24 protein-coding genes and 1 pseudogene are annotated in these 23,661 nt (G+C 69.1%); 16 read left to right on the top strand and 9 right to left on the bottom strand.

Going from position 1 to position 23,661, the window contains the following annotated elements:
* Window positions 1-37: 37 nt before the first annotated feature.
* The 3 genes from DQP57_RS22395 to DQP57_RS22385 form a co-directional block, all read right to left on the bottom strand.
* Window positions 38-1,078, bottom strand: a complete 1,041-nt coding sequence (locus tag DQP57_RS22395) for an LLM class F420-dependent oxidoreductase (protein ID WP_165821876.1) — start codon at window positions 1,076-1,078, stop codon at window positions 38-40.
* A 58-nt stretch (window positions 1,079-1,136) separates the two neighbouring features.
* Window positions 1,137-1,976, bottom strand: a complete 840-nt coding sequence (locus DQP57_RS22390; RefSeq protein ID WP_112634834.1) for a dienelactone hydrolase family protein — start codon at window positions 1,974-1,976, stop codon at window positions 1,137-1,139.
* Between the two features lie 82 nt (window positions 1,977-2,058).
* Window positions 2,059-2,256: an Rv1535 family protein gene (locus DQP57_RS22385; RefSeq protein ID WP_112634833.1), complete on the bottom strand. Its 198-nt coding sequence runs from the start codon at window positions 2,254-2,256 to the stop codon at window positions 2,059-2,061.
* A gap of 536 nt (window positions 2,257-2,792) precedes the next feature.
* Between DQP57_RS22385 and glmS the strand changes: the two genes are divergently transcribed.
* From glmS to DQP57_RS22310, 15 genes are all read left to right on the top strand, one after another.
* A complete protein-coding gene (glmS, locus tag DQP57_RS22380; RefSeq protein ID WP_112634832.1) occupies window positions 2,793-4,667 on the top strand; it encodes a glutamine--fructose-6-phosphate transaminase (isomerizing) in 1,875 nt (624 codons plus the stop codon).
* Window positions 4,668-4,785: 118 nt separating this feature from the next.
* Entirely contained in the window at window positions 4,786-5,694 is a 909-nt protein-coding gene (locus DQP57_RS22375; RefSeq protein ID WP_112634831.1) for a DUF4436 domain-containing protein, read from the top strand.
* Window positions 5,695-5,762: 68 nt separating this feature from the next.
* Window positions 5,763-6,479: a rhomboid-like protein gene (locus DQP57_RS22370; protein WP_112634830.1), complete on the top strand. Its 717-nt coding sequence runs from the start codon at window positions 5,763-5,765 to the stop codon at window positions 6,477-6,479.
* A gap of 72 nt (window positions 6,480-6,551) precedes the next feature.
* Window positions 6,552-7,973: an NAD(P)H-hydrate dehydratase gene (locus DQP57_RS22365; protein WP_112634829.1), complete on the top strand. Its 1,422-nt coding sequence runs from the start codon at window positions 6,552-6,554 to the stop codon at window positions 7,971-7,973.
* A 30-nt stretch (window positions 7,974-8,003) separates the two neighbouring features.
* Entirely contained in the window at window positions 8,004-9,368 is a 1,365-nt protein-coding gene (locus DQP57_RS22360) for a glutamate decarboxylase (protein WP_112634828.1), read from the top strand.
* Window positions 9,369-9,472: 104 nt separating this feature from the next.
* Window positions 9,473-10,639 carry an alanine racemase gene (alr, locus tag DQP57_RS22355; protein WP_205869204.1) on the top strand — a complete coding sequence of 389 codons (1,167 nt, stop codon included), beginning with the start codon at window positions 9,473-9,475 and terminating at the stop codon, window positions 10,637-10,639.
* Between the two features lie 52 nt (window positions 10,640-10,691).
* A complete protein-coding gene (locus DQP57_RS22350) occupies window positions 10,692-11,741 on the top strand; it encodes an alpha/beta fold hydrolase (RefSeq protein WP_205869203.1) in 1,050 nt (349 codons plus the stop codon).
* Window positions 11,734-12,240 carry a tRNA (adenosine(37)-N6)-threonylcarbamoyltransferase complex ATPase subunit type 1 TsaE gene (gene tsaE, locus DQP57_RS22345; RefSeq protein ID WP_112634825.1) on the top strand — a complete coding sequence of 169 codons (507 nt, stop codon included), beginning with the start codon at window positions 11,734-11,736 and terminating at the stop codon, window positions 12,238-12,240. Before DQP57_RS22350 ends, tsaE begins: the two co-directional genes overlap by 8 nt.
* Window positions 12,237-12,860, top strand: coding sequence for a tRNA (adenosine(37)-N6)-threonylcarbamoyltransferase complex dimerization subunit type 1 TsaB (gene tsaB, locus DQP57_RS22340; protein ID WP_112634824.1), 624 nt, complete (start codon window positions 12,237-12,239; stop codon window positions 12,858-12,860). Before tsaE ends, tsaB begins: the two co-directional genes overlap by 4 nt.
* Window positions 12,857-13,324: a ribosomal protein S18-alanine N-acetyltransferase gene (gene rimI, locus DQP57_RS22335; RefSeq protein ID WP_112634823.1), complete on the top strand. Its 468-nt coding sequence runs from the start codon at window positions 12,857-12,859 to the stop codon at window positions 13,322-13,324. The genes tsaB and rimI overlap by 4 nt, the downstream gene beginning before the upstream one ends.
* Window positions 13,321-14,346: a tRNA (adenosine(37)-N6)-threonylcarbamoyltransferase complex transferase subunit TsaD gene (tsaD, locus tag DQP57_RS22330; RefSeq protein WP_112634822.1), complete on the top strand. Its 1,026-nt coding sequence runs from the start codon at window positions 13,321-13,323 to the stop codon at window positions 14,344-14,346. Before rimI ends, tsaD begins: the two co-directional genes overlap by 4 nt.
* Before the next feature lie 249 nt (window positions 14,347-14,595).
* Window positions 14,596-14,898 carry a co-chaperone GroES gene (groES, locus tag DQP57_RS22325; protein WP_007167930.1) on the top strand — a complete coding sequence of 101 codons (303 nt, stop codon included), beginning with the start codon at window positions 14,596-14,598 and terminating at the stop codon, window positions 14,896-14,898.
* Between the two features lie 137 nt (window positions 14,899-15,035).
* Window positions 15,036-16,655: a chaperonin GroEL gene (gene groL, locus DQP57_RS22320; protein WP_112634821.1), complete on the top strand. Its 1,620-nt coding sequence runs from the start codon at window positions 15,036-15,038 to the stop codon at window positions 16,653-16,655.
* A gap of 97 nt (window positions 16,656-16,752) precedes the next feature.
* Window positions 16,753-18,276 (top strand): adenylate/guanylate cyclase domain-containing protein, encoded by a 1,524-nt coding sequence (locus DQP57_RS22315; protein WP_112634835.1) that lies wholly within the window; start codon window positions 16,753-16,755, stop codon window positions 18,274-18,276.
* 103 nt (window positions 18,277-18,379) lie between these two features.
* Window positions 18,380-19,588, top strand: a complete 1,209-nt coding sequence (locus DQP57_RS22310; protein WP_112634820.1) for an FAD-dependent oxidoreductase — start codon at window positions 18,380-18,382, stop codon at window positions 19,586-19,588.
* Between the two features lie 4 nt (window positions 19,589-19,592).
* Here the strand turns inward: DQP57_RS22310 and DQP57_RS22305 are convergent, their stop codons facing one another.
* The 6 genes from DQP57_RS22305 to DQP57_RS22280 all read right to left on the bottom strand — a co-directional run bounded on the left by DQP57_RS22305 (window position 19,593) and on the right by DQP57_RS22280 (window position 23,020).
* Window positions 19,593-19,994, bottom strand: coding sequence for a hydrogenase (locus tag DQP57_RS22305; RefSeq protein WP_112634819.1), 402 nt, complete (start codon window positions 19,992-19,994; stop codon window positions 19,593-19,595).
* Between the two features lie 152 nt (window positions 19,995-20,146).
* The gene (locus tag DQP57_RS22300) at window positions 20,147-20,908 is read right to left on the bottom strand and encodes a superoxide dismutase family protein (protein WP_112634818.1); all 762 of its coding nucleotides are present in this window, start codon (window positions 20,906-20,908) and stop codon (window positions 20,147-20,149) included.
* Between the two features lie 38 nt (window positions 20,909-20,946).
* Window positions 20,947-21,132 carry a hypothetical protein gene (locus tag DQP57_RS22295; protein ID WP_112634817.1) on the bottom strand — a complete coding sequence of 62 codons (186 nt, stop codon included), beginning with the start codon at window positions 21,130-21,132 and terminating at the stop codon, window positions 20,947-20,949.
* 38 nt (window positions 21,133-21,170) lie between these two features.
* A complete protein-coding gene (locus DQP57_RS22290) occupies window positions 21,171-21,656 on the bottom strand; it encodes a hemerythrin domain-containing protein (RefSeq protein WP_112634816.1) in 486 nt (161 codons plus the stop codon).
* Entirely contained in the window at window positions 21,653-22,570 is a 918-nt protein-coding gene (locus DQP57_RS22285; RefSeq protein ID WP_112634815.1) for a Rieske 2Fe-2S domain-containing protein, read from the bottom strand. The genes DQP57_RS22290 and DQP57_RS22285 overlap by 4 nt, the downstream gene beginning before the upstream one ends.
* Before the next feature lie 141 nt (window positions 22,571-22,711).
* Window positions 22,712-23,020, bottom strand: coding sequence for a WhiB family transcriptional regulator (locus DQP57_RS22280; RefSeq protein WP_064883744.1), 309 nt, complete (start codon window positions 23,018-23,020; stop codon window positions 22,712-22,714).
* Between the two features lie 359 nt (window positions 23,021-23,379).
* Between DQP57_RS22280 and DQP57_RS22275 the strand changes: the two are divergent.
* Window positions 23,380-23,661: pseudogene (locus DQP57_RS22275) on the top strand (hypothetical protein); the annotation flags it as partial.

The raw sequence follows: 23,661 nt of genomic DNA, 5'->3' as shown, positions 1-23,661 counted from the left end.
GCCGCCGACCAGCTTCCGCAGGCGGGGCAGTGACCGCTCAGGGCCGCAGCTTGAGGGCCTCCTCGACGAAACGCATGGATTCGGCGCGGTCGGTGGACAGCGGGTTCACCAGCAGCGTGGTCACGCCGGACTCGGCGAAGGCGGCCATGCGCTCGGCGACGTATCCGGGCGGGCCGATCAGCGACATGCCGCGCACCAGCTCGTCGGGGACCGCGTCGATGGCCTCCTGCTTGCGGCCCGACAGGTACAGCTCCTGAATGCGGTCGGCGACCTCGCCGAACCCGTAGCGCGTCGCCAGATTGTGGTAGAAATTGCGGCCTTTGGCGCCCATCCCGCCGATGTAGAGCCCCAGTTGCGGCTTGACCCACGCGAGGCGCTCGTCGAGGTTCTCCCCGATGGCCAGCGACGCGTGCACCATCACATCGAGCGGCCCCAGCGCGGGATCCCGCTTGGCGGTGCCGGCCGCCAGCGCCTCGCCCCAGATCGAGCCGGCCTTGTCCGGCAGGTAGAAGACGGGCTGCCAGCCCTCGGCGATCTCGGCGGTGAGTTCCACGTTCTTGGGACCCAGCGCGGCAATACTGACCGGAATGCGTTCGCGCACAGGGTGATTGATGAGCTGCAGCGCTTTGCCCAGCCCGGTTCCGCGGTCGGCGGGCAACGGCAACTGATAGTGCTTGCCGTCGTACCGCACGCGTTCGCGGCGCCACACCTTGCGACAGATCTCCACGATCTCGCGGGTGCGCCCGATCGGGGCGTCGAACGGGACGCCGTGAAAGCCCTCGATCACCTGCGGCCCGGAGGTGCCGATGCCGAGGCGAAATCGCCCGTCGGACACGTAATCCAGCCCCGCGGCGGTCATCGCCAACAGCGATGGCGTGCGGATGTAGATGGGCAGCACCCCCGACGCCAACTCGACGGTGTCGGTCTTAGCGGCCAGATAACCGAGCTGGCTGATGGCGTCGAAGGCATACGCCTCGGCCACCACCGCGACCTCGATGCCGGACTTCTCGAGTTCGACCACGCGGTCCACGGCCTCGTGAAAGCCGCCCGAATAGTTCAGAGCGATCCCGATTCTCATCAATGACACTTACCACGCTGCCGCGCCGGCCGGGCCGCTCAGGCCAGGCGAGGGATGCTCACTTCAGCAGGGCGACGATCTTGTCTTCCAGGGGAATCGGTTCGGCCGCGGGGTCGATGGCGTCCGTGCCCGGCATGTGCACGTCGGGATCGGCGAAGTCGCGGTACGTCTTGTCGCCGCCCAGGGTGTAGAGCAGGTAGCCGGTCAGCAGCGCCCGGACCGAGCGCTGGGTGCGCCGGTGGGGGCCGGGCAGGCCCACCACCTTGGTCAGTCGCCGCCCCTCGACCAGGCCACCGGGTTCGGCCTTGCTGACGATGCGCAGCGTCGCCGCGTCCCACGCGTCGGCCAGCGGCAACGCGTGCGAGTTCAGCGTTTTCGCATCGCCCGGCGCGGCGAAGATCACCCCGGGAACCTTCAGCGTCGCGGCCGGCTGCTGGGCCGGCGGGCTGGTGACGCTCGGGAAGATCGCGGCCACCGCGGCCGGCTTGGCCGGCATCCCGGCCGCGGCGAACACCGCCGCCGAGCCGCCGAAGCCGTGACCGGCCACACCCAGCTTGGCCGGGTGCACGCTGATCTTGCCCGGGCCCAGGCGCACGCCCGACACGATGTCCAGGGCGGTGCCCAGGTCGAAGGCGAAGTTGAGCACCGAGGGAGCCACGCCGCGCTGGGTGTCGGGTGCGCCGGCCACGATGCCCCACGACGCCAGGTGCTCGAGCAGGTTCGCGTACCGGGCCGCACCGGCGAGCCAGTCATGGCCGAACGCCACGCCGGGCAGATTCAGCCCCTCCTCGGGGGTGTACACCACCCCGGGCAGGCCGGCAAAGGCCAGGTCACCACGCAAGACTCGATGCGGACCACGGCGGCTGAGAGCTGCGACGAGCTTGCGGATGCGGGCCACGCGTCGACGTTAGCGCATCGGAATCGGGCGCCGGGGGACAAGCAACGCCGGCCCGGCCCCGCGGGGCCCCACCGGGCGCTTTCTAGCCCCTGACCTCGATGAGACCGACCCGCCACAGCGCGGCGTAGAGCTGGCGCAGCGGGATGGACAGCAACCGGGTGGTCATGTCCATCAGGGGGTCCGGGGAACCCGCCGACGGCTGCCGGCGCGGCTCGGCTGGTTGCCTGGGTGCCGGCGCCACCGGGGCGGGCACCACATCGTCGTAGCGAACTGCGGTCATGATGGCCTCCCATGGCGCCCGGCGGGCGGTCGGAGAAAGTTACGCACCTCAATACGACCCGTTGCACAATTCCCGGTTAACAACCACTGACGAGCAGAATTCGCGTCTCGGCTAAAAGCGTGGTCCCAGGTAGCCAGAATATCTGGCCTGCGCCCAATAAAGACCGGACCGCGCATCGTTGACCACGGGGTCGTAGTCGATACGCAGTGTGATCGTGATCGGGCGGGCTTCACGTAGCTCGTCCTTTCGCTGGATCCGGTCCTCTCCAGTCTTTGCTGACATTTCGAATGTAAGGCGGCATGTCCCCGTGGGGGTTGCCGCGACACGAAAACGTCGCAAATACATGAGGTGAAAAACATTTCCGTGGTTTATGACGTTTGAGTGAATGATGGACGGGGTCGGGGCCACCGCCCAGCGGCGGCGAACCCAGAAGCGGCGATGGAGGAAGGTCACAGCGGGCCTTTTGCGCAGGTGGGCGGCCTGATCCCGGCCGCGGAGTGCGGGGTTGGTGCGGCACCTGCACTACCCTGTTCAGAATGTGCGGAATCGTCGGCTACGTCGGGCAGCAGCCCGCCTGCGAGGTCGTCATGGCCGCGCTGCGCCGGATGGAGTACCGCGGCTACGACTCGTCGGGCGTCGCCCTGGCCAACGGTGACGGCACGCTGACGGTCAGCCGCCGCGCCGGCCGGCTGGCCAACCTGGAAGAGGCGGTCGCCCAGATGCCGCCGTCGTCTTTGACCGGGACCACCGGCCTGGGCCACACCCGGTGGGCCACCCACGGGCGGCCCACCGACCGCAACGCCCACCCGCACCGCGACGCCGCCGGCAAGATCGCCGTGGTCCACAACGGCATCATCGAGAACTACGCCAACCTGCGCCACGAGCTGGAGGCCCAGGGCGTGGAGTTCGCCAGCGACACCGACACCGAGGTCGCGGTGCATCTGGTGGCGCAGGCCTATCGGCACGGCGACACCGCGGGCGATTTCGCCGCGTCGGTGCTCGCGGTGCTGCGCCGGCTGGACGGCCACTTCACGTTGGTGTTCGCCAACGCCGACGACCCCGGCACCATCGTCGCCGCGCGGCGCTCCACCCCGCTGGTGATCGGCATCGGCGACGGCGAGATGTTCGTCGGCTCCGACGTCGCGGCGTTCATCCCGCACACCCGCGACGCCATCGAACTCGGCCAGGACCAGGCCGTGGTGATCACCGCCGACGGTTACCGGATCACCGACTTCGACGGCAACGAGGACTTGGGGCCCGGCGCCTACCGGGAGTTCCACATCGATTGGGACCTGGCCGCCGCCGAGAAGGGCGGCTACGAGTACTTCATGCTCAAGGAGATCGCCGAGCAGCCCGCGGCGGTGGCCGACACCCTGCTGGGGCACTTCGTCGACGGCCGGATCGTCCTGGACGAACAGCGCCTGTCCGACCAGGAACTGCGCGAGATCGACAAGGTGTTCGTGGTCGCCTGCGGCACCGCGTATCACTCCGGGCTGCTGGCCAAGTACGCGATCGAGCACTGGACGCGGCTTCCGGTCGAGGTCGAGCTGGCCAGCGAATTCCGGTATCGCGACCCGGTTTTGGACCGCAGCACCCTGGTGGTCGCCATCTCGCAGTCCGGCGAGACCGCGGACACGCTCGAAGCGGTCCGGCACGCCAAGGAGCAGAAGGCCAAGGTGCTGGCGATCTGCAACACCAACGGCTCGCAGATCCCGCGCGAGTGCGACGCCGTGCTCTACACCCGCGCCGGACCGGAGATCGGGGTGGCCTCCACCAAGACGTTCCTGGCGCAGATCACCGCCAACTATCTGGTGGGGCTGGCTCTGGCGCAGGCCCGGGGCACCAAGTACCCCGACGAGGTGCAGCGCGAATACCACGAGCTGGAAGCGATGCCGGACCTCGTCGCCCGGGTGATCGCGACGATCAAGCCGGTGGCCGCCCTGGCCTACCAATTCGCCTCGTCGCCGACGGTGCTGTTCCTGGGCCGCCACGTCGGGTACCCGGTGGCCCTCGAAGGTGCGCTCAAACTCAAGGAATTGGCCTACATGCACGCCGAGGGATTTGCCGCCGGCGAGCTCAAGCACGGCCCGATCGCGCTGATCGAAGACGACCTGCCGGTCATCGTCATCATGCCGTCCCCCAAGAACTCCGCGACCCTGCACGCCAAGCTGCTCTCCAACATCCGCGAGATCCAGGCGCGCGGCGCGATCACCATCGTGATCGCCGAAGAAGGCGACGACACCGTGCGCCCCTACGCCGATCACCTGATCGAAATCCCTGCGGTATCAACGCTTTTGCAGCCGCTGCTGTCCACGATCCCGCTGCAGGTGTTCGCCGCGTCGGTGGCGCAGGCCCGCGGCTACGACGTCGACAAGCCGCGAAACCTGGCGAAGTCCGTCACCGTCGAGTAGGCGAGCGCAGCTCGCGCCGCTTCGCCGTATCACCGGCGCACACGCGGCCGATCCATTACATTGCCCTGGGGCGGCATTTGCGGCAGGTGGGTTGGGCTACGTCCCCACGGGAGGCAGTATGCGATCGGCCGGCACGAAGTACGGCGTCGTGGGTCTTGTCGTCCTCATCCTCGCGGCATACGTGGTGGCGGTCGCGATGTACGCGCAAAGCGGCAGCGGACGGCATCTGGACGTCACGGCCCCATCGGTCGATGGCGACAGGCCGTCGGCGACCATCAACGTGGAAGACATCCAGTCCAACAACAGCGTGCTCGCCGTCAACCTGGCGTTCAATCCCGGATCGGCGTCGTTGGACCCGAAAACCCACCACCTCAAGGACGATCTGAGCCTGCGGGTGCGTTCGTCGGCCATGCCGTCCCGGCACACCTGGACCAAGGGCATGCTGCCCGGGCTGATGGCGGTCCCGCTGACCATCGCCGGCCAGATCGAGCGGTGGCCGTTCGACGAATACCGCTCGGGGCCGATCGAAGTCGAGATCTTCTACGGCCCCGACACCGACCGGGCGCCCGACCATGTGCCGGTCACCTTCGTCGACCACCTGTCGGGGTGGCGGCTCTCGGCCACCAGGGCCCAGGCCGACGGTCCCTACCGTCTGAACGTGCGGCGCTCGCTCAGCACTGCGGCGTTCGCCATCGTCATCCTCGGCGTGCTCATCACGATCGCCAGCCTGGCCCTCGTCGTCGCGATCCAGACCGCGCGCGACCGGCGGCCGTTTCAGCCGCCGATGACAACCTGGTACGCGGCAATGCTGTTCGCGGTGGTGCCGTTGCGCAACGCGCTACCCGGCTCGCCGCCGTTCGGCAGCTGGGTCGACATCACCGTCGTCATCTGGGTGCTGGTGGCGCTGGCGGTCTCGATGATGCTCTACATCGGCTGCTGGTGGCGGCATTTGAAACCGCCGCCCGCGCCCGCGCCGGCGCAACCGGCGCCAACACCGGCGGAACCGGCCCCCGCGCCCGCGAAGTAGCCGGACGCCGGCGGCGTGTTTGCCGCCGAAGCCCTCCGGCGCCGCGCCGCGCGTGCGAAGGTTGAGGGGTGGCGCATCCATCGGTTCGCTCCCGCGCGCGCAGCATGACGCTGGCGGTGTGGCATTACGTCACGAGCGCGCCGCTGACCTATGGCTGGCTGCTGGTGCTGATGATCACGACGATCATCCAGACCCATCTCACCGGCCGGGAACTGCATTCGGTACTCCTGCACCGCTCCACCAACATTCACGAATTGGGCAGGGATCCGCTCGACGTCCTGTTCTCCAGCCTGCTGTGGATCGACGGCAAGAACTTCGAGCCCTACCTGCTGCTGTTCACCCTGTTCCTCGCGCCGGCCGAACACTGGCTGGGCCAGCTGCGCTGGCTCACTGTGGGATTGAGTTCGCACATCCTGGCCACCTACATCAGCGAAGGCATCCTGTACTTCGCGATCGAGGAACACGACGTGTCGCAACGGCTGGTGCACGCCCGCGACATCGGGGTGAGCTATTTCCTGGTGGGCGTGATGGCCGTGCTGACCTATCACATCGCCCGGCCGTGGCGCTGGGGCTATCTCGGGGTGCTGTTCGTCATCTTCGGTTTCCCGCTGATCACCATGGGCAACGAGCTGAACTTCACCGCGATCGGGCACTTCACCTCGATCCTCATCGGCCTGTGCTTCTACCCGATGACGCGCACGCGCTCCAAGGGCAGCCGGCAGTTGAGTCCGGCGCGCCTGCGGGCCATCGTGCGCCGCCGCGTGCCGCCGGCCACCCCGAGCTGATGTCGGCACCGGCCAGGAACGAAAAACCGTGCGCGCCAAGCGCCCGCGACGCTGCCACGTAATCTGGCTCTGATGCGGCATTACTACTCGGTAGACGCGATCCGCCAGGCCGAAGCGCCACTGCTGGCCAGCCTGCCCGACGGCGCCTTGATGCGGCGCGCGGCCTATGGGCTGGCGACCGAGATCATCGGTGAGTTAGCGGCGCGCACCGGCGGGGTAACCGGGCGGCGTGTGTGCGCGGTCGTCGGCTCCGGAGACAACGGCGGAGACGCGTTGTGGGCGGCCACCTTCCTGCGCCGGCGCGGCGCGGCCGCCGACGCTATCCTGCTCAACCCGGAGCGCACCCACCGCAAGGGCCTGGCGGCGTTCCGGCAAGCCGGCGGTCGCATCGTCGAAACCGTCTCACCGACAACCGATCTCGTCATCGACGGGGTGGTGGGCATCTCCGGCTCGGGGGCGTTGCGGCCCGCCGCCGCCGAGGTGTTCGCCGCCGTCGACGATGCCGGGATCCCGGTGATCGCCGTCGACATCCCCAGCGGCATCGACGCGGCCACCGGCGCGATCACCGGTCCCGCCGTGCGCGCCGCGCTGACCGTCACCTTCGGCGGCCTCAAACCCGTGCACGCGCTGGGCGATTGCGGTCGGGTGAAGCTGATCGACATCGGGCTCGACCTGCCCGACACCGACCTGGTGGGGTTCGAGGCCGCCGACGTGGCCGCCCGCTGGCCGGTGCCCGGGCCCCACGACGACAAGTACTCCCAGGGCGTCACCGGCGTGATGGCCGGCTCGTCGACGTATCCGGGCGCCGCCGTGCTGTGCACCGGCGCCGCCGTCGCCGCCACCTCGGGCATGGTCCGCTACGCGGGCAGCGCGCACCGCGAGGTGCTCGCGCACTGGCCGGAGGTGATCGCCTCGCCCACCCCCGCCTCGGCCGGGCGGGTGCAGTCCTGGATCGTCGGCCCGGGACTGGGCACCGACGACGTCGGGGCGGCGGCGCTGTGGTTCGCGCTGGAAACCGACCTGCCGGTGATCGTGGACGCCGACGGGCTGACCATCCTGGCCGCGCACCCCGAGTTGGTGGCCAACCGCGCGGCGCCGACGGTGCTGACGCCGCATGCGGGTGAATTCGCGCGGCTGGCGGGTAACCCGCCCGGTGATGACCGGGTGGGCGCGTGCCGCAAGCTGGCCGACGCTTTCGGCGCCACCGTGCTGCTCAAGGGCAACGTCACCGTCATCGCCGATCCGGGCGGCCCGGTGTATCTCAATCCGGCCGGGCAGTCCTGGGCGTCCACCGCCGGCTCCGGTGACGTGTTGTCCGGGATGATCGGCGCGCTGCTGGCCGCCGGGCTGCCGGCGGTCGAGGCGGCCGCCGCCGCGGCCTTCGTGCACGCGCGCGCGGCGGCCCTGTCGGCCGCCGACCCGGGCCCCGGCGACGCGCCCACCTCGGCATCGCGGATGGTGCCGCACATCAGAGCCGCCCTGGCCGCCCTATAGAGAGGATTCGTTGTGCCCCAACACCCGTCCATGCCCGCCCACTCGATCGCGCCCGCCTACACCGGTCGCCTGTTCACCGCGCCGGTGCCGGCGCTGCGGATGCCCGACGAGTCGATGGATCCCGACGCCGCCTACCGCTTCATCCATGACGAGCTGATGCTCGACGGCAGCTCTCGGCTGAACCTGGCCACCTTCGTCACGACGTGGATGGATCCCCAGGCCGGGCGGTTGATGGCCGAGACGTTCGACAAGAACATGATCGACAAGGACGAATACCCGGCCACCGCCGCGATCGAGCAGCGCTGCGTCTGCATGGTGGCCGACCTGTTCCACGCCGACGGGCTGCGCGACGACGACCCGTCCAGCGCGTGTGGCGTGTCCACCATCGGATCCAGCGAGGCCGTCATGCTCGGCGGGCTGGCCATGAAGTGGCGCTGGCGCGAGAAGGTCGGCAAAGACTGGAAGGGCCGCACCCCGAACCTGGTGATGGGCTCCAACGTCCAGGTGGTCTGGGAGAAGTTCTGCCGCTACTTCGACGTCGAACCGCGCTACCTGCCGATGGAGGAGGGGCGCTACGTCATCACGCCCGAGCAGGTCGTCGACGCCGTCGACGAGGACACCATCGGCGTGGTGGCGATTTTGGGCACCACCTACACCGGCGAGCTGGAGCCCATCGCCGAGATCTGCGCGGCCCTTGACAAGCTGGCCGCCGGCGGCGGGGTGGACGTCCCGGTGCACGTCGACGCGGCCAGCGGCGGGTTCGTCGTGCCGTTCCTGCACCCCGAGCTGAAGTGGGACTTCCGGCTGCCGCGGGTGGTGTCGATCAACGTCAGCGGTCACAAGTACGGCCTGACCTACCCCGGCGTCGGGTTCGTGGTGTGGCGCAGCAAGGAGTACCTGCCCGAAGACCTGGTGTTCCACGTCAATTACCTGGGCGGCGACATGCCGACCTTCACGCTGAACTTCTCCCGCCCCGGCAACCAGGTCGTCGGGCAGTACTACAACTTCCTGCGGCTCGGGCGCGAGGGCTACACGCAGGTGATGCAGACGCTGTCGTCGACCGCGCGCTGGCTCGGTGAGCAGCTGCGGGTTGGAGACCACTGCGAGCTGATCTCGGACGGCTCGGCGATCCCGGTGGTCAGCTTCCGGCTGCAGCGCGGTCTGGGCTACACCGAGTTCGACGTCTCCCACGAGCTGCGCGGATATGGCTGGCAGGTGCCCGCCTACACGATGCCCGACAACGCCACCGACATCTCGGTGCTGCGCATCGTGGTCCGCGAGGGCCTGTCCGCCGACCTGGCCCGGGCCCTGCACGACGACGCCCGCACCGCGCTGGCGTCGCTGGACAAGCTCAAGCCGGCCGGGCACTACAGCGCCGAGCACTTCGCGCACTGAAAGCCTGCCGCCGAACGTCGACTTCTTGGGCCAACCAGGGCGGAATTCCGCAGGACAGGTCGACGTTCGACGGCCCATTCGCACGGTCTGGGAGAATGGCGGTCGTGTCCGCAACGCCGATATCCCTGACACCGGGGCTCCTCGCCGAGGCCCTGGTGGACCTGGGCGCGATTGAGCACAACGTGCGATTGCTGCGCGAACAGGCCGGCGGCGCCCAGGTGATGGCCGTGGTCAAGGCCGACGGCTACGGCCACGGGGCTACCCCGTCGGCGCGCGCCGCGCTGGCCGCGGGGGCCACCGAATTGGGCGTCGCCACCGCCGCCGAGGCCCTGGCGCTGCGCGCCGACGGGATCACCGCGCCGGTGCTGGCCTGGTTGCATCCGCCCGGCATCGACTTCGGGCCCGCGCTGCTGGCCGACGTGCAGATCGCCGTGTCGTCGCAGCGCCAGCTCGACGAGGTGGTGGACGCGGCGCGCCGCACCGGACGGACCGCGACCGTCACCGTCAAGGTGGACACCGGGCTGAACCGCAACGGGGTGCCGCCCGGGCAATACCCCGGGATGCTGACCGCGCTGGGCCGGGCCGTCGCCGAGGAGGCCATCGTGCTGCGCGGCGTGATGTCGCACATGGTGTACGCCGATGAGCCCGCCAATCCCGTGAACAACCTTCAGGCCCAACGCTTCAGCGACATGCTGGCGCAGGCGCGCGAGAAGGGCGTGCGGTTCGACGTGGCGCACCTGTCGAATTCGTCGGCCACCATGTCCCGTCCCGACCTGGCCTTCGACATGGTGCGCCCCGGCATCGCGATCTACGGGCTGAGCCCGGTGCCCGAGCGCGGCGACATGGGTTTGATACCGGCGATGACGGTGAAATGCGCTGTGGCGCTGGTGAAGTCGATCCGCGCCGGGGAGAGCGTGTCCTACGGCCACACCTGGACCGCGCGGCGCGACACCACCCTCGCGCTGCTGCCCGTCGGCTACGCCGACGGCGTCTTCCGGTCGCTGGGCGGGCGGCTCGAGGTGCTGATCAACGGCAGCCGCAGGCCGGGCGTCGGGCGCATCTGCATGGACCAGTTCGTCGTCGATCTCGGTCCTGGACCCATTGACGTGGCCGAAGGGGACGAGGCGATCCTGTTCGGGTCCGGCGCAAACGGTGAACCCACCGCGCAGGACTGGGCCGACCTGGTCGGCACCATCCACTACGAAGTCGTGACCAGCCCCCGCGGGCGAATCACCAGGACCTACCGCGAGGCGCGAACCGTTGAGTCCTGAGGAATCCCGCAGGCGCCGCAGGGGCAGGGCCTGGCTCGCGGGAGGCGCGGGGGTGACGGCCGTCGCCACCATCATCGGCGCGTCCGCCCGCCGGTCGATGACCCAGCGCGCCGCGGCCGAAGACCCTTATGCGAACGAGGATTTCAACCGGCTCGAGGACGATGCCGGCGTGGTGGTGACCACACCCGACGGGGTTCCGCTGGCCGTGCGCGATACCGGTCCGGCCGATGCGCCGCTGACCCTGGTGTTCGTCCACGGCTTCTGCCTGCAGATGGGAGCCTTCCATTTTCAGCGCACCCGACTGCCCGATCAGTTGGGCCCCGACGTGCGGATGGTCTTCTATGACCAGCGCGGCCACGGCAGATCCGGCGAGGCCGATCCGGAGACCTACACGCTGACCCAACTCGGCAGGGACCTGCAGACCGTGCTGAACGTGGTGGCGCCGCGCGGCATGATCGTGCTGGTGGGACACTCGATGGGCGGCATGACGGTGTTGTCCCACGCCCGTCAGTTCCCCGAGCAGTACGGACGCCGAATCGTGGGTGCCGCGCTGATTTCGTCTGCGGCCGAAGGTGTTTCCCGCTCCCCGCTGGGTGAGATCCTGAAAAACCCCGCGCTGGAAGCGGTTCGGGTGGCCGCCCGGTCCGCGCCCAAGCTGATGCACCGGGGCCGCAACGTGTCGCGATCGCTGATCGGCCCGGTGCTGCGGGCCGCCTCCTACAGCGACCTGCAGGTCAGCCGCAGCCTGGACGCCTTCTCGCAGCGGATGATGAACAGCACCCCGATCCCCACCATGGTCGGCTTTTTGGACGCGCTGGAAAAGCATGACGAAACCGCCGGGCTGTGGACGCTGCTGCGGGTCCCGACGCTGATCGCGTGCGGTGACCACGACCTGCTCACCCCCGACGAATATTCCCGGAGGATGGCCGCCAGCCTGCCGCAGTCCGAGCTCGTCATCGTCGTCGGCGCCAGCCACCTGGCGCTGCTGGACAAGCCCGACGCCATCAACGGGGGACTGGTCCGACTGGTCAGGCGGGCCACCCCGAGCAAGGCCGCGCTGCGCATGCGGCGGATGCGAGAAAGGTTGCGGCGCCGTGGCTGAAGGTGGCGGCGGCACCGCGACCTGCGACCGGGTCGAGGACACCATGGCGCTGGGGTCGCGGCTGGGCAGACAGCTGCGGGCGGGTGACGTGGTGGTGCTCACCGGCCCGCTCGGGGCGGGGAAGACCGTGCTGGCCAAGGGAATTGCCGCGGCCATGGATGTCGACGGACCGGTCACCTCACCGTCCTACGTGTTGGCGCGCGTGCATCCGGCGCGGCGCCCGGGCGCCCCCACCATGATTCACGTCGACATGTACCGGCTGCTCGACCACACCGGCAACCAGGGCGCCGATCTGCTCGGTGAACTCGATTCACTGGACTTGGACAGCGATCTCGAGGACGCTGTCGTCGTGGTGGAATGGGGCGAGGGCCTGGTCGAGCGGCTCGCCGAGCGGCATCTGGACATCCGGCTCGAGCGCGTCACCGGATCCGACGTGCGAATCGCCACCTGGCGGTGGGCCGACAACGCTGGCAACGCCGACGATGGGGGCGATCCGTGACCATCGTCCTCGCCCTCGACACCTCCACCCCGGCGGTGACGGCCGGCATCGTGCGGCGTGACGACCTGAGCGTGCTCGCCGAGCGGGTCACCGTCGACGCCCGGGCCCACGCCGAACGCCTCACCCCCAATGTGATTGCCGCCCTGGCCGATTCGAAGCTGACGATGGCCGACCTGGATGCCGTCGTGGTGGGCTGCGGCCCGGGGCCGTTCACCGGCCTGCGGGCCGGGATGGCCACCGCCGCCGCCTACGGGCACGCGCTGGGCATCCCGGTGCACGGGGTGTGCAGCCTGGACGCCATCGGTGTGCGCACCATCGGGGAAACCTTGGTGGTCACCGACGCCCGCCGGCGCGAGGTCTATTGGGCCCGCTACCGCGACGGCGTGCGCACCCACGGCCCGGCGGTCAACGCCCCGGCGGACGTCGATCCGGGCGCCGCGGCGGTCGTTGCCGGCTCACCCGACCACGCCCGCCTGTTCGGCCTGCCGGTCTGCGAGCCGAGCTGCCCGACGCCGACCGGATTGGTTGGCGCCGTGACTGATTGGTCCGCCGACCCCGAGCCGCTGGTGGCCCTGTACCTGCGTCGGCCGGACGCCACACCGTTGGCGGCGCGGCGATGACGGCCCACAGCGAGCCCTTGACCGTCGGCGGCCTGACCCGGGCGGACGCCCAGCGGTGCGCGGAGCTGGAGGCGCAGCTGTTCGACGGCGACGACCCCTGGCCCGCGGCGGCGTTCCACCGCGAATTGGCCAGTGCCCACAACCATTACGTGGGCGCGCGGGTGGGCGAGACGCTGGTCGGCTACGCCGGCATTTCCCGGTTGGGCCGCACCCCGCCCTACGAATACGAGGTGCACACCATCGGCGTGGATCCGGCGTATCAGGGTCGGGGCATCGGCCGCCGGCTGCTCGACGAGCTGCTGACCTTCGCCGACGGCGGCGCGGTGTACCTGGAAGTCCGCACCGACAACGAGGCCGCCATCGGGCTGTATGCCAGCGTTGGGTTCGAGCGAATCGGCCTGCGCCGCCGCTATTACCGGGTGAGCGGCGCGGACGCCTACACCATGCGGCGGGAGCCCACATGAGCACCATCCTCGCGATCGAAACCTCGTGCGACGAAACGGGAGTCGGCATCGCACGACTGGGCGCCGACGGCACCGTGACGCTGCTGGCCGACGAGGTGGCGTCCAGCGTCGACGAACACGTGCGATTCGGCGGCGTGGTCCCCGAGATCGCCTCGCGCGCACATCTGGAGGCGTTGGGCCCCGCTATGCGCCGCGCGCTGTCGACCGCCGGGCTGGACAAGCCCGACGTCGTCGCGGCCACCATCGGTCCCGGGCTGGCCGGCGCCCTGCTGGTGGGAATCGCTGCGGCCAAAGCGTATTCGGCCGCCTGGGGGGTGCCCTTCTACGCGGTGAACCACCTGGGTGGGCATCTGGCCGCCGACGTCTACGAGCACGGGCCGTTGCCCGAGTGCGTGGCGCTGCTGGTCTCCGGCGGCCACACCCACCTGCTGCACGTGCGCTCGCTCGGCGAGCCGATCGTCGAGCTGGGCAGCACCGTCGACGACGCCGCGGGCGAGGCCTACGACAAGGTGGCCAGGCTGCTGGGGCTGGGCTATCCGGGCGGCCGGGTGCTCGACGACCTGGCCCGCAGCGGTGATCGCGACGCCATCGCGTTTCCGCGCGGCATGACCGGGCCGCGCGACGACCCGTACGCGTTCAGCTTCTCCGGCCTCAAGACGGCCGTCGCGCGTTATCTGGAAAGCCACCCCGACGCGGTGAACGCCGATATCGCGGCCGGATTCCAGGAAGCCGTCGCCGACGTGCTGACCAAGAAGGCGGTGCGCGCGGCCACCGAGCTCGGCGTGAAGACCCTGCTGATCGGGGGCGGCGTGGCCGCCAATTCGCGGCTGCGCGAGCTGGCGGAGCAGCGCTGCGCCGAGGCGGGCCTGACGCTGCGCATCCCCAGGCCGCGGCTGTGCACCGACAACGGCGCGATGATCGCCTCGTTCGCCGCGCACCTGGTGGCCGCGGGTGCGGCGCCCTCGCCGTTGGACGCGCCCAGCGACCCGGGACTGCCGGTGGTAAAAGCGCAGGTGAGCTGATGTTCGCTGAGCGCGGACGCGACGACACTGGAGAAGCAACGGGGGGCCCTTGAGTGCTAGCACTCGCATGTATAGAGTGCTAGGTGGCAATCGGCCAAGCCCTGTGTCGGCACCCGCGACGACGGCGCTCGGGCGCGGACGAATGCCGAACACCTGATAACTCGGAAGGTGCGGGGTCAACCCGTGTCGGCCGTCAACTCCGGTCCGGGCGCGTCCCGGACCCGACCCAAACAGTGGAGGGCTCCAATCGTGGCGAAGGTGAACATCAAGCCACTCGAGGACAAGATTCTCGTGCAGGCCAACGAGGCCGAGACCACGACCGCGTCCGGTCTGGTCATTCCCGACACCGCCAAGGAGAAGCCGCAGGAAGGCACCGTCGTCGCAGTCGGCCCCGGCCGGTGGGACGAAGACGGGGAGAAGCGCATCCCGCTGGACGTCTCGGAAGGCGACACCGTCATCTACAGCAAGTACGGCGGCACCGAGATCAAGTACAACGGCGAGGAGTACCTGATCCTGTCGGCACGCGACGTGCTGGCTGTCGTCTCCAAGTAAGAACCGTGTTCCGCCCCGGCGATCCCCGCGTCCTGCGCGGGTGATTTCCGGGGCGGCATGCGTTTTGGGGCTAGTGGCGATCACAAGCGCGGCGAAGCCGGGCGAAGCGGGTCGCCGCCATTCAAACAAGGAGCCTGATGAGCAAGATCATTGAGTACGACGAGACCGCGCGTCGCGCCATCGAGGCGGGCGTGAACACGCTCGCCGACGCGGTGCGGGTGACGCTCGGTCCGCGCGGCCGGCATGTGGTGCTGGCCAAGGCATTCGGTGGCCCCGCGGTCACCAACGACGGCGTGACCGTCGCGCGTGAGATCGACCTGGAAGACCCGTTCGAGAACCTGGGCGCCCAGCTGGTGAAGTCGGTGGCCACCAAGACCAACGACGTCGCCGGCGACGGCACCACGACGGCGACCGTGCTGGCGCAGGCGCTGGTCAAGGGCGGCCTGCGGTTGGTCGCGGCCGGCGCCAACCCCATCGAATTGGGCGCGGGAATCAGCAAGGCCGCCGACGCGGTGTCCGAGGCCCTGCTGGCCGCGGCCACCCCGGTCTCCGGCAAGGACGCGATCGCGCAGGTGGCGACCGTGTCCTCCCGCGACCAACTGCTGGGTGAGCTGGTCGGCGAGGCGATGACCAAGGTCGGCACCGACGGCGTGGTCAGTGTCGAAGAATCCTCGACGCTGAGCACCGAGCTCGAGTTCACCGAGGGCGTCGGTTTCGACAAGGGCTTCCTGTCGGCGTATTTCGTCACCGACTTCGACGCCCAGCAGGCCGTGCTGGACGACCCGGTGATCCTGTTGCACCAGGACAAGATCAGCTCGCTGCCCGACCTGCTGCCGATGCTGGAGAAGGTCGCCGAATCCGGCAAGCCGCTGCTGATCATCGCCGAGGACATCGAGGGCGAGGCACTGGCCACCCTGGTCGTCAACTCCATCCGCAAGACGCTGCGGGCCGTCGCGGTCAAGGCGCCGTTCTTCGGTGACCGCCGCAAGGCGTTCCTGGAGGATCTGGCGATCGTGACCGGCGGCCAGGTGATCAACCCCGACGCGGGCCTGTTGCTGCGCGAGGTCGGCACGGACGTGCTCGGCTCGGCTCGCCGCGTGGTGGTCAGCAAGGACGACACCGTCATCGTCGACGGCGGCGGCACCAAGGACGCCGTGGCCAACCGCATCAAGCAGCTGCGCGCCGAGATCGAGGCGAGCGACTCCGACTGGGACCGCGAGAAGCTGCAGGAACGGCTGGCCAAGTTGGCCGGCGGCGTGGCCGTGATCCAGGTGGGAGCCGCGACCGAGACCGCGCTGAAGGAACGCAAGGAGAGCGTCGAGGATGCCGTCGCGGCGGCCAAGGCCGCGGTCGAGGAGGGCATCGTCGCCGGCGGCGGCTCGGCGCTGCTGCAGACCCGGGCGGCGCTGGACACGCTGCGCGGCTCGCTGAGCGGCGACCAGGCGCTGGGCGTCAACGTGTTCTCCGAGGCGCTGGCGGCGCCACTGTATTGGATCGCCACCAACGCCGGGCTCGACGGCGCGGTCGCGGTGCACAAGGTGACCGAGCTGCCCAACGGGCACGGGCTCAACGCGGACAAGCTGACCTACGGCGACCTGATCGCCGACGGCGTCATCGACCCGGTCAAGGTCACCCGTTCGGCGGTGCTCAACGCGGCCTCGGTGGCCCGGATGGTGCTGACCACCGAGACCGCGGTGGTCGACAAGCCGGCCGAGGAGGCCGACGACCACGGCCACGGTCATCACCACCATCACTGAGTGAGCGACGACAAGCGCCCCCGGCCGCATGGCCGGGGGCGCTTGTTTGTTTGCTGACCCCGCCCGCGATCCGCGGTTGAGCGTCTACGGTCGCGGCATGGACCGCATCTGGCAGTGGGCGTGGGATCGGTACAAGACGCGCTACTCGTGGGCGGTCTACGCCGTCGGACTCCCCATGATGCTGTGGACCTACCTGTTCTGGTTGTACTTGATCGTCGCCGTGCAGGGATCCGGTCGCTACGTCGAGACGGCTGTCCTCGCCCTTATCGCCGCACCCGTGGCGTGGTACGTGACAGTGCTTCCCGGCGCGGGTCTCGGGCGCCTGGTGCAGCGGTGGGCGGGCGGTCACGATGTCGACCGGGTGAGCGCACTGGACGCCACCTACGCCTGGGCGCGCGGGACGGTCGTTCGGGCGGTGGCTTTCAACGCTGTGTGGACCGGGCTGTGGTCCATCGTTGCTGCCGCTGTTGCCGGGGCGACGTGGTCGCAACGCGTCCAGTACGGCGTCGTGGGCACCTTGATGGGGACGGCCGTGATGATGAGTGGAGTGCACGGCACGGCGGAAGCGGCGGCGCGGCCGGCCAGAATGGCGATCGTCGGTGGCACGCCGGTCGGTGACGACCTGCCGCGCTCCCGGCCGACTTTCGCCTTTTGGTCGAGCGCGGCCCTGCTGGCGAGTTCGTTTCTGTTCGCCGTTGACGGCACCATGTTGGTGGCCGCATTCCGCTGGGCGCGTGAGCAACCGGTGCTCTTTGCCGGTATCGGGTGCGCGTTGGTGCTCGCATTCGGGATGCCGATGACCGTTGGTGCTGCACTCGCGCCGTCCTTGAGGCCGATTCGCGATCTGGCCGAGGGGACGAAACGCGTTGCGGCGGGCGATTACAGCCGGCGTCTGCCCGTGGTCCAGGACGACGACCTCGGCGCGCTGGCAGCGTCGTTCAACCGAATGCAGGCGGGTTTGGCCGAGCGGCAACGACTTCAGAGCGCGTTCGGCACCTACGTCGACCCCATCCTGGCCGCGCGGTTACTGCAGCAGGGCGACGACGTGTTCAGCGGGGAGCGTCGCGAGGTGTCGGTGATGTTCGTCGACATCCGCGATTTCACCCCATTCGCCGAGGCGAACTCCGCCGAGGACACGGTCGCCCGACTCAACGCCCTTTTCCACATCGTGGTGCCGGCCGTGGTCGACGCCGGGGGACACGTGAACAAGTTCCTGGGGGACGGGGCGCTGGCCGTGTTCGGTGCTCCCAACGAGCTCGCCGATCATGCCGATGCCGCGGTGAACACAGCCGTGCTGATCCACCGCCGCGTGGCCGAGCGATTCGGCGGTGAGCTTCGCATCGGCATCGGGATCAACACCGGCAAGGTGATCGCCGGAACCATCGGTGGTGGAGGCAAACTCGAATTCACGCTCATCGGCGACGCGGTGAACGTCGCGGCCCGCGTCGAGCAGCTCACCAAGACCATCGGGGACGCGATCCTGCTGACCCACCAGACCGTCAACGCGCTGCGTTCCCGACCAATCGGGCTGAGGGACAGGGGGTTTCACGCCCTGAAGGGAAAGTCGGCCGAGGTACAGGTGTTTGGCATCGGGCCGACGCCCGCGGATCGCTTCGCCTGAATCTCCGCCGCGACGGCGCACACGAATGGGTCGGCGCGGACGTCACGGACGGTGTCGATGTCGTAGGGTGCAACCGTAGCCCACTCCACGAGGAGTCCCGCCCATGACGCAAGTGATGCAGACCCAGGTGTGTGTCGCCGGCGGCGGTCCCGCCGGCATGGTCCATGCCCTGCTGCTCGCCCGCGCCGGAATCCGGGTTGTCGTGTTGGAAAAGCACAACGACTTCCTGCGCGACTTCCGCGGCGACACCGTGCATCCGAGCACCCTGCGGATCATGGATGAGCTGGGGTTCATCGACGAGTTCCTGCGGCTACCGCACACCAAGATCGACCGCGTCGCCTTCGACACTGACGGCTCGATTCGCACCTTCGGCAACTTCAAGGTGCTCAAGCGGCTCGGGTTCCGGCAGCCCTATATCGCCATGATGCCGCAGTGGGACTTTCTCGACTTCCTCGCCGAAAAGGCTTCTGCCTACCCCGAATTCACGTTGGTTCGCAATGCCGAGGTCACCGACGTGATCGTCGAGGGCGACCGGGTGGCCGGGGTGCGCACGCCGAACCTGGAGGTGCGCGCCCAGCTGGTGATAGCCGCAGATGGACGCAAGTCCGCGGTGCGCGCCGCGGCGGGGCTGCAGACCGCCGCGGCGCACTCCCCGATGGACGTGCTGTGGTTCCGCCTGAAATGGCGCCCGGGCGACCCCGAGGAACTATTCGCGGTGCTGCGCAAGGGCCTGATGATGGCGATGATTTATCGCGGCGATTACTGGCAGATCGCCTATCTGATGCCGAAGGGATCGAACCCGCGGGAGGGATCCCTAGAGGAGTTCAAGGAGCGGATCGTGACCGCGCAACCGCGGCTGCGCGAACACGTCAACGACCTGACTTCGTGGGAAGACACCAGCCAACTCGACGTCCGGGTGGACCGCCTCGCGACGTGGTGGCGCACCGGCCTGCTGTGCATCGGCGATGCGGCGCACGCCATGTCGCCGGCCGGCGGGGTCGGCATCAACCTCGCCGTGGCCGACGCGGTCGCCGCCGCCAACGCCCTGTGCGCACCGCTCCGCGAAGGACGACTGACCGACCAAGACCTCGCGAAAGTGCAGCGGCGCCGCGAGCTACCAACCCGGATCGTCCAGGCGTTCCAGGTGCTGATGCAAGACAACGCGATCGCGCCCAACCTGAGCGGTGACCTATCCCCGATCCGCGTCCCCAAGATCGTGGGAATGGGTCCGCTGCAAGCGATTCCGCCGATCTTCGTCGGGCGCGGTTTCCGTCCCGAGCACGTCCGCACCCCCGACGCCCACGCGGTGTAGGCCCTCAGAGGCCGGCGATCACGATCACGACGCCGGCCAAGATCGCCAGGGACAGGGATATCAGCAAAAAGCTGACGAACCCCTCTTTGCCGACCGAGGACTCGTGGTCGCCGGTCGCAATCGGCGCGAATCGGCGGCCGGCACCCCACGCCGCCGCGAGCAGCGTCGCCAACCAGTTCGCGTAGCCGGCGTAGGCGACCAGTGCGACCGCCGCGATCCCCCACGCGGGGGACAGGTGAAGGTGCGGCCACAGCAGGCCGAGCACCACCAGGAAGATGCCGTTGAGCAACGCCTCGAGGTGGCTCGACAGCGCCATGCGCGGATTCTTCAGTGCGGGCACGGCCAGCCCGGTGAGCAGCCCGAGCAGGAACAGGACCAGCCCGAGCGCGAACAGCAGCGTCTGCATGTCAGCACACTAGGGGCGGCAGACCGGGCGCGCCCCGAAATGCTCGTTTTTGGGTGACCGCGGCCGCCGCGCTACCCGCCCTCGGGTAGGCGATGCGAAACACCCCCGGTCCCTTGCGGATCGGGGGTGTTCCTTTCGCGGTGGCTTGGGCGTCAGCGCCCGGGCGGATAGGTGGGCGGCGTCGTCACCGTGGTGGTCGGCATGGATGTCGTGAGGGTCGGGGTGCTGCTGGTGACCGTGACGGTGCTGGTGCTCGTGCTGGTGGACGCCGGCGGCACGACGGTGGTGGTGGTGCTGGTCGTGACGCTGGTGGTCGACGAGGTCGTGGTCGCCGCCGACGCCGCGATCACCCCGCAGGCCAGCCGCTTGCCCGAGTCGGCGGTGGGGGCGGTGGTGCCCAGATTATCCGCGGTCTGGTGGATGATCAGCGCGGTACCCGCGCTGTTTCTCAGGTCGGCGGAGGTGAACGCGTTGCTGGTGGTGACCAGTTTCGCCGAGCCGTCCGAGCGCACCTGCAAGGCGGTCAGGTCGCCGCTGGCGGGGTAGCTCGTGTGGTTGGCCGCCTGGTAAACGCTTCCGGCGGAGTCGAAGTCCCCGCTCGAGCCGCCGTTCGGCGCAGCCGAATTGGCCTCACATTTGCCCACCGCATGGATTTGCAGGCCGTGGAAACCGGGGCTGAGTACCTGGTTGGGACCGGCTTCCACGGTCACCGTCGCATAGCCGTTGGCGAATTCGAAGGTGGCGTTGGCGACCGGACTGCCGTCGGCGGTCTTCAGCTGGGTGGTCAGCCGCTCCGCTCCCGGGGTCGAGCTGGTCGAGGTGCTGGGCTGGCTGCCTTGCTGGTTTGAGCATGCGGCTAGCGGCGCCACGGTCGCGGTCAGCGCCGCGACCGCAAAGCATGCGGCCTTGTTCATTTGCGGTGCCTACCCACATTGGCCCGCGACGAAACGGCCTACTCGGCGGGCTTGCGCACCTCGTTGGCCAGGTCGCGGTAGTCCCACACCAGGTCGACCACCTCGTGCGCGGCCCGACCCGCCGCGCCGGCGACCAGCCCCACGATCCGCCCGAGATGCGTCGCCGTCGTGTTCACCGCCTCAAAGACGTTGTTAATAGCGCGATCTGACACGGTGTCGGCCATCTGCGTTCCCCTCCGTTCGGCGTCCCCGGTGACCAAGCCTACCGGCCCAGCGAGCTCAGCAGGGCCTTGCGGCTGCGAACGCGGAACCTGTTGATGGGGGATCGATGCAGCCGGGTGATGCGTTCGACCATCCGGTTGCCCAGCGCGTCGAGCATGTCCTCACTCAAATCTATTGGGGCCGGACATAAGTCGCGCTCTTCTTCGCTGGCGTGGGCGTCCAGGACCGTGACGAACGACCGCCACTCGTCGGCGTATTCGGGCGCCGTGGGCGACGTGCGCAGCAGCACCGCCAGTTGGTCCCACACCTGTCGGTGCTCGGCATGGGCGATGGCAACCAATGTGCTGGCCTCCGATACGGCCGGGTAGAACAGGTCGTCCTCGATGCGCATGTGGATGTCCAGCTCGATCAGCAGTTCATCGAGCGCGTCCTGCCGCTCGTCGCTATCCGCCGGCATCTCGGTGATCTTCGCGCACAGACCGCGCAGGACCCGGTGGTGCTCGAAAAGCACCTCGTAGGCGTTCATTTCGCCACCCCGCGCACCTCGACGAGCCCGTCGCGAATCCGCGCCGGGTAATGCGGCAGCGCCGCCGTAGCCGGTCCGCGCAGCACATCGCCCGACCCGCACGCGAATCGGGAACCGTGCCAGGGGCATACGATTCGGCCGCGGTCGATCCACCCGTCGCTCATCGGCGCGCCGAGGTGCGGGCAGTGCTCGCCGACCGCGATCACCTGGCCGTCGTCCCGATACAGCACCACGCCGACGCCGTTGACCGCGACGCGCTGCGGTTGGCCGTCCAGCGCGGCCGCCGGCAGCACCGGCAGCCAGCGGTCGCCGCCCAACCGGTCGCCGGACCGGTCCACGCCGAGGCCCGCGCCGAATACCAAGGCTCCGCCGAGATAGCCGCTGCCCAGGGTGAGGCCGTAGCCCAGCGCGCTGCTCGCCATCGCGCGACGGTGCCGGCCGCGGCGCCGGTCCCGGTACGACGCCGCATACAGTCCGGTGGCGAGCGCGTTCAGCGCGCCATGCACGAGGCCGATCCGGCGCGACTGCTCGTGGGTGTGCTGCCAGTCCGTCACGCCGGTCGCGGCGGCGCCGACGCTGCCCGCGAGCGCGACACCCAACGCGAAGCGGGACCCGTCCCGCAGTCCGGCGGGGCTGCCGGGCAGCAGGCCGGCCGCGTCCATGACGAGCGTCGTCGCCACCGCGCCGGTCGGCACCGAGGTGAGTGCGGGGTGCAGCGGATGGCCGAGCCAGGTGCCGTGCAGCGCGTTGCTGATTCGATCGCGGTTGCGGCCCATGGCGGCGAACGCGAAGGTGAGCGCGTGCTCGAGCCGGTAGCCGGGCCGATCCAGCCACGTTTGCCGGCCCAAAGTCGTCCGAACGCTGACCCCGGCCGTGCGGATCCGATCGTCGAAATGCTGCCACCGTTTCGCCATGGCGTCCTCCGGTGTAGGCGAGAGCCGGCGTGACGCAACGGGCTCGACGCCGCGTCGACTAGGACGCGACCAAACCGGCCCGGTCCATGACTAGGACACGGGTTGGCCCCGGGGATCGTTCAACCGCGGGCGAATGGGGGACTAGGCCGAACGGCGGATGGTGCGCCCGCGGCCGATGTCGCCCTTGAGCAGCAGGTCGCGCTCGGACTCGGACAGCCCGCCCCAAACCCCGTAGGGCTCACCGACTTCGAGGGCGTGCGAGCGGCACTCCTGGATCACCGGGCACTGCCGGCACATTTCTTTCGCGCGCTGCTCGCGTTGCATGCGGGCCCGGCCACGCTCACCATCGGGGTGGAAGAACATCGACGAGTCAACGCCGCGGCATAAGCCCTGCAGTTGCCAATTCCAGATGTCGGCGTTGGGTCCAGGTAGCTGCTCCGGCTGTGGCATTGGTTCGTTCCCTCTCTGCACCGCCCGCTCGAGGTCAGGTTCGTGAAAGCGGTTGGGTGCAACTTAAATTAAGTGGAGTGGAGTCCCCGATGACTACCCGTCATGCGTAGACGTTAGGGGCGACGGTGAATTTCCGTCAATAGCCACTTAGCCCGACAAAGTATGTGCGCGTTAGAGCGGAATTAACTTTGCGTTCATCTCGATTGAAAATGCGAAACCTATGCCGTGCTACCAGGCGGTTGGCCGAAACGAGATTGCCCAGCTCAGCGCGCGGGAGGGGGATAAGGCGAATTTATCCATGGGCTATAGTGATTAACGGTTCGGTAACATGAAGACCACAAACTGTTTACTACATCATTGTGATTGAAACTCGTCACACTTCCTTGATTGGGCGGCGGCTGGCCGACGCCGCCTTCGGGGACCGCCCCGCCGACTGGCCGCTGCCGTCGGCGACGACCCCGGACCAGCTGTGGCTGCGCGCCGTGGCGGCCGGGGGACAGGGTCGCTATGGCGCCGCCTACCGCGACCTCGCGGTGCTGCGGCGCACCGCGCCGACCGGCCGCCTGGCGTCGTTGGGGCTGAGCACCCAGGCCTCGTTCCTGCGTCAGCTCGGTTGGCACAGCGTGGCGCGGGGCTGGGAC

This window comes from Mycobacterium colombiense (genome assembly GCF_003284935.1).
Taxonomy (GTDB): domain Bacteria; phylum Actinomycetota; class Actinomycetes; order Mycobacteriales; family Mycobacteriaceae; genus Mycobacterium; species Mycobacterium arosiense_A.
The sequence above is the reverse complement of the archived record's forward strand: the minus strand, read 5'-3'. Positions and strand labels throughout refer to the sequence as shown.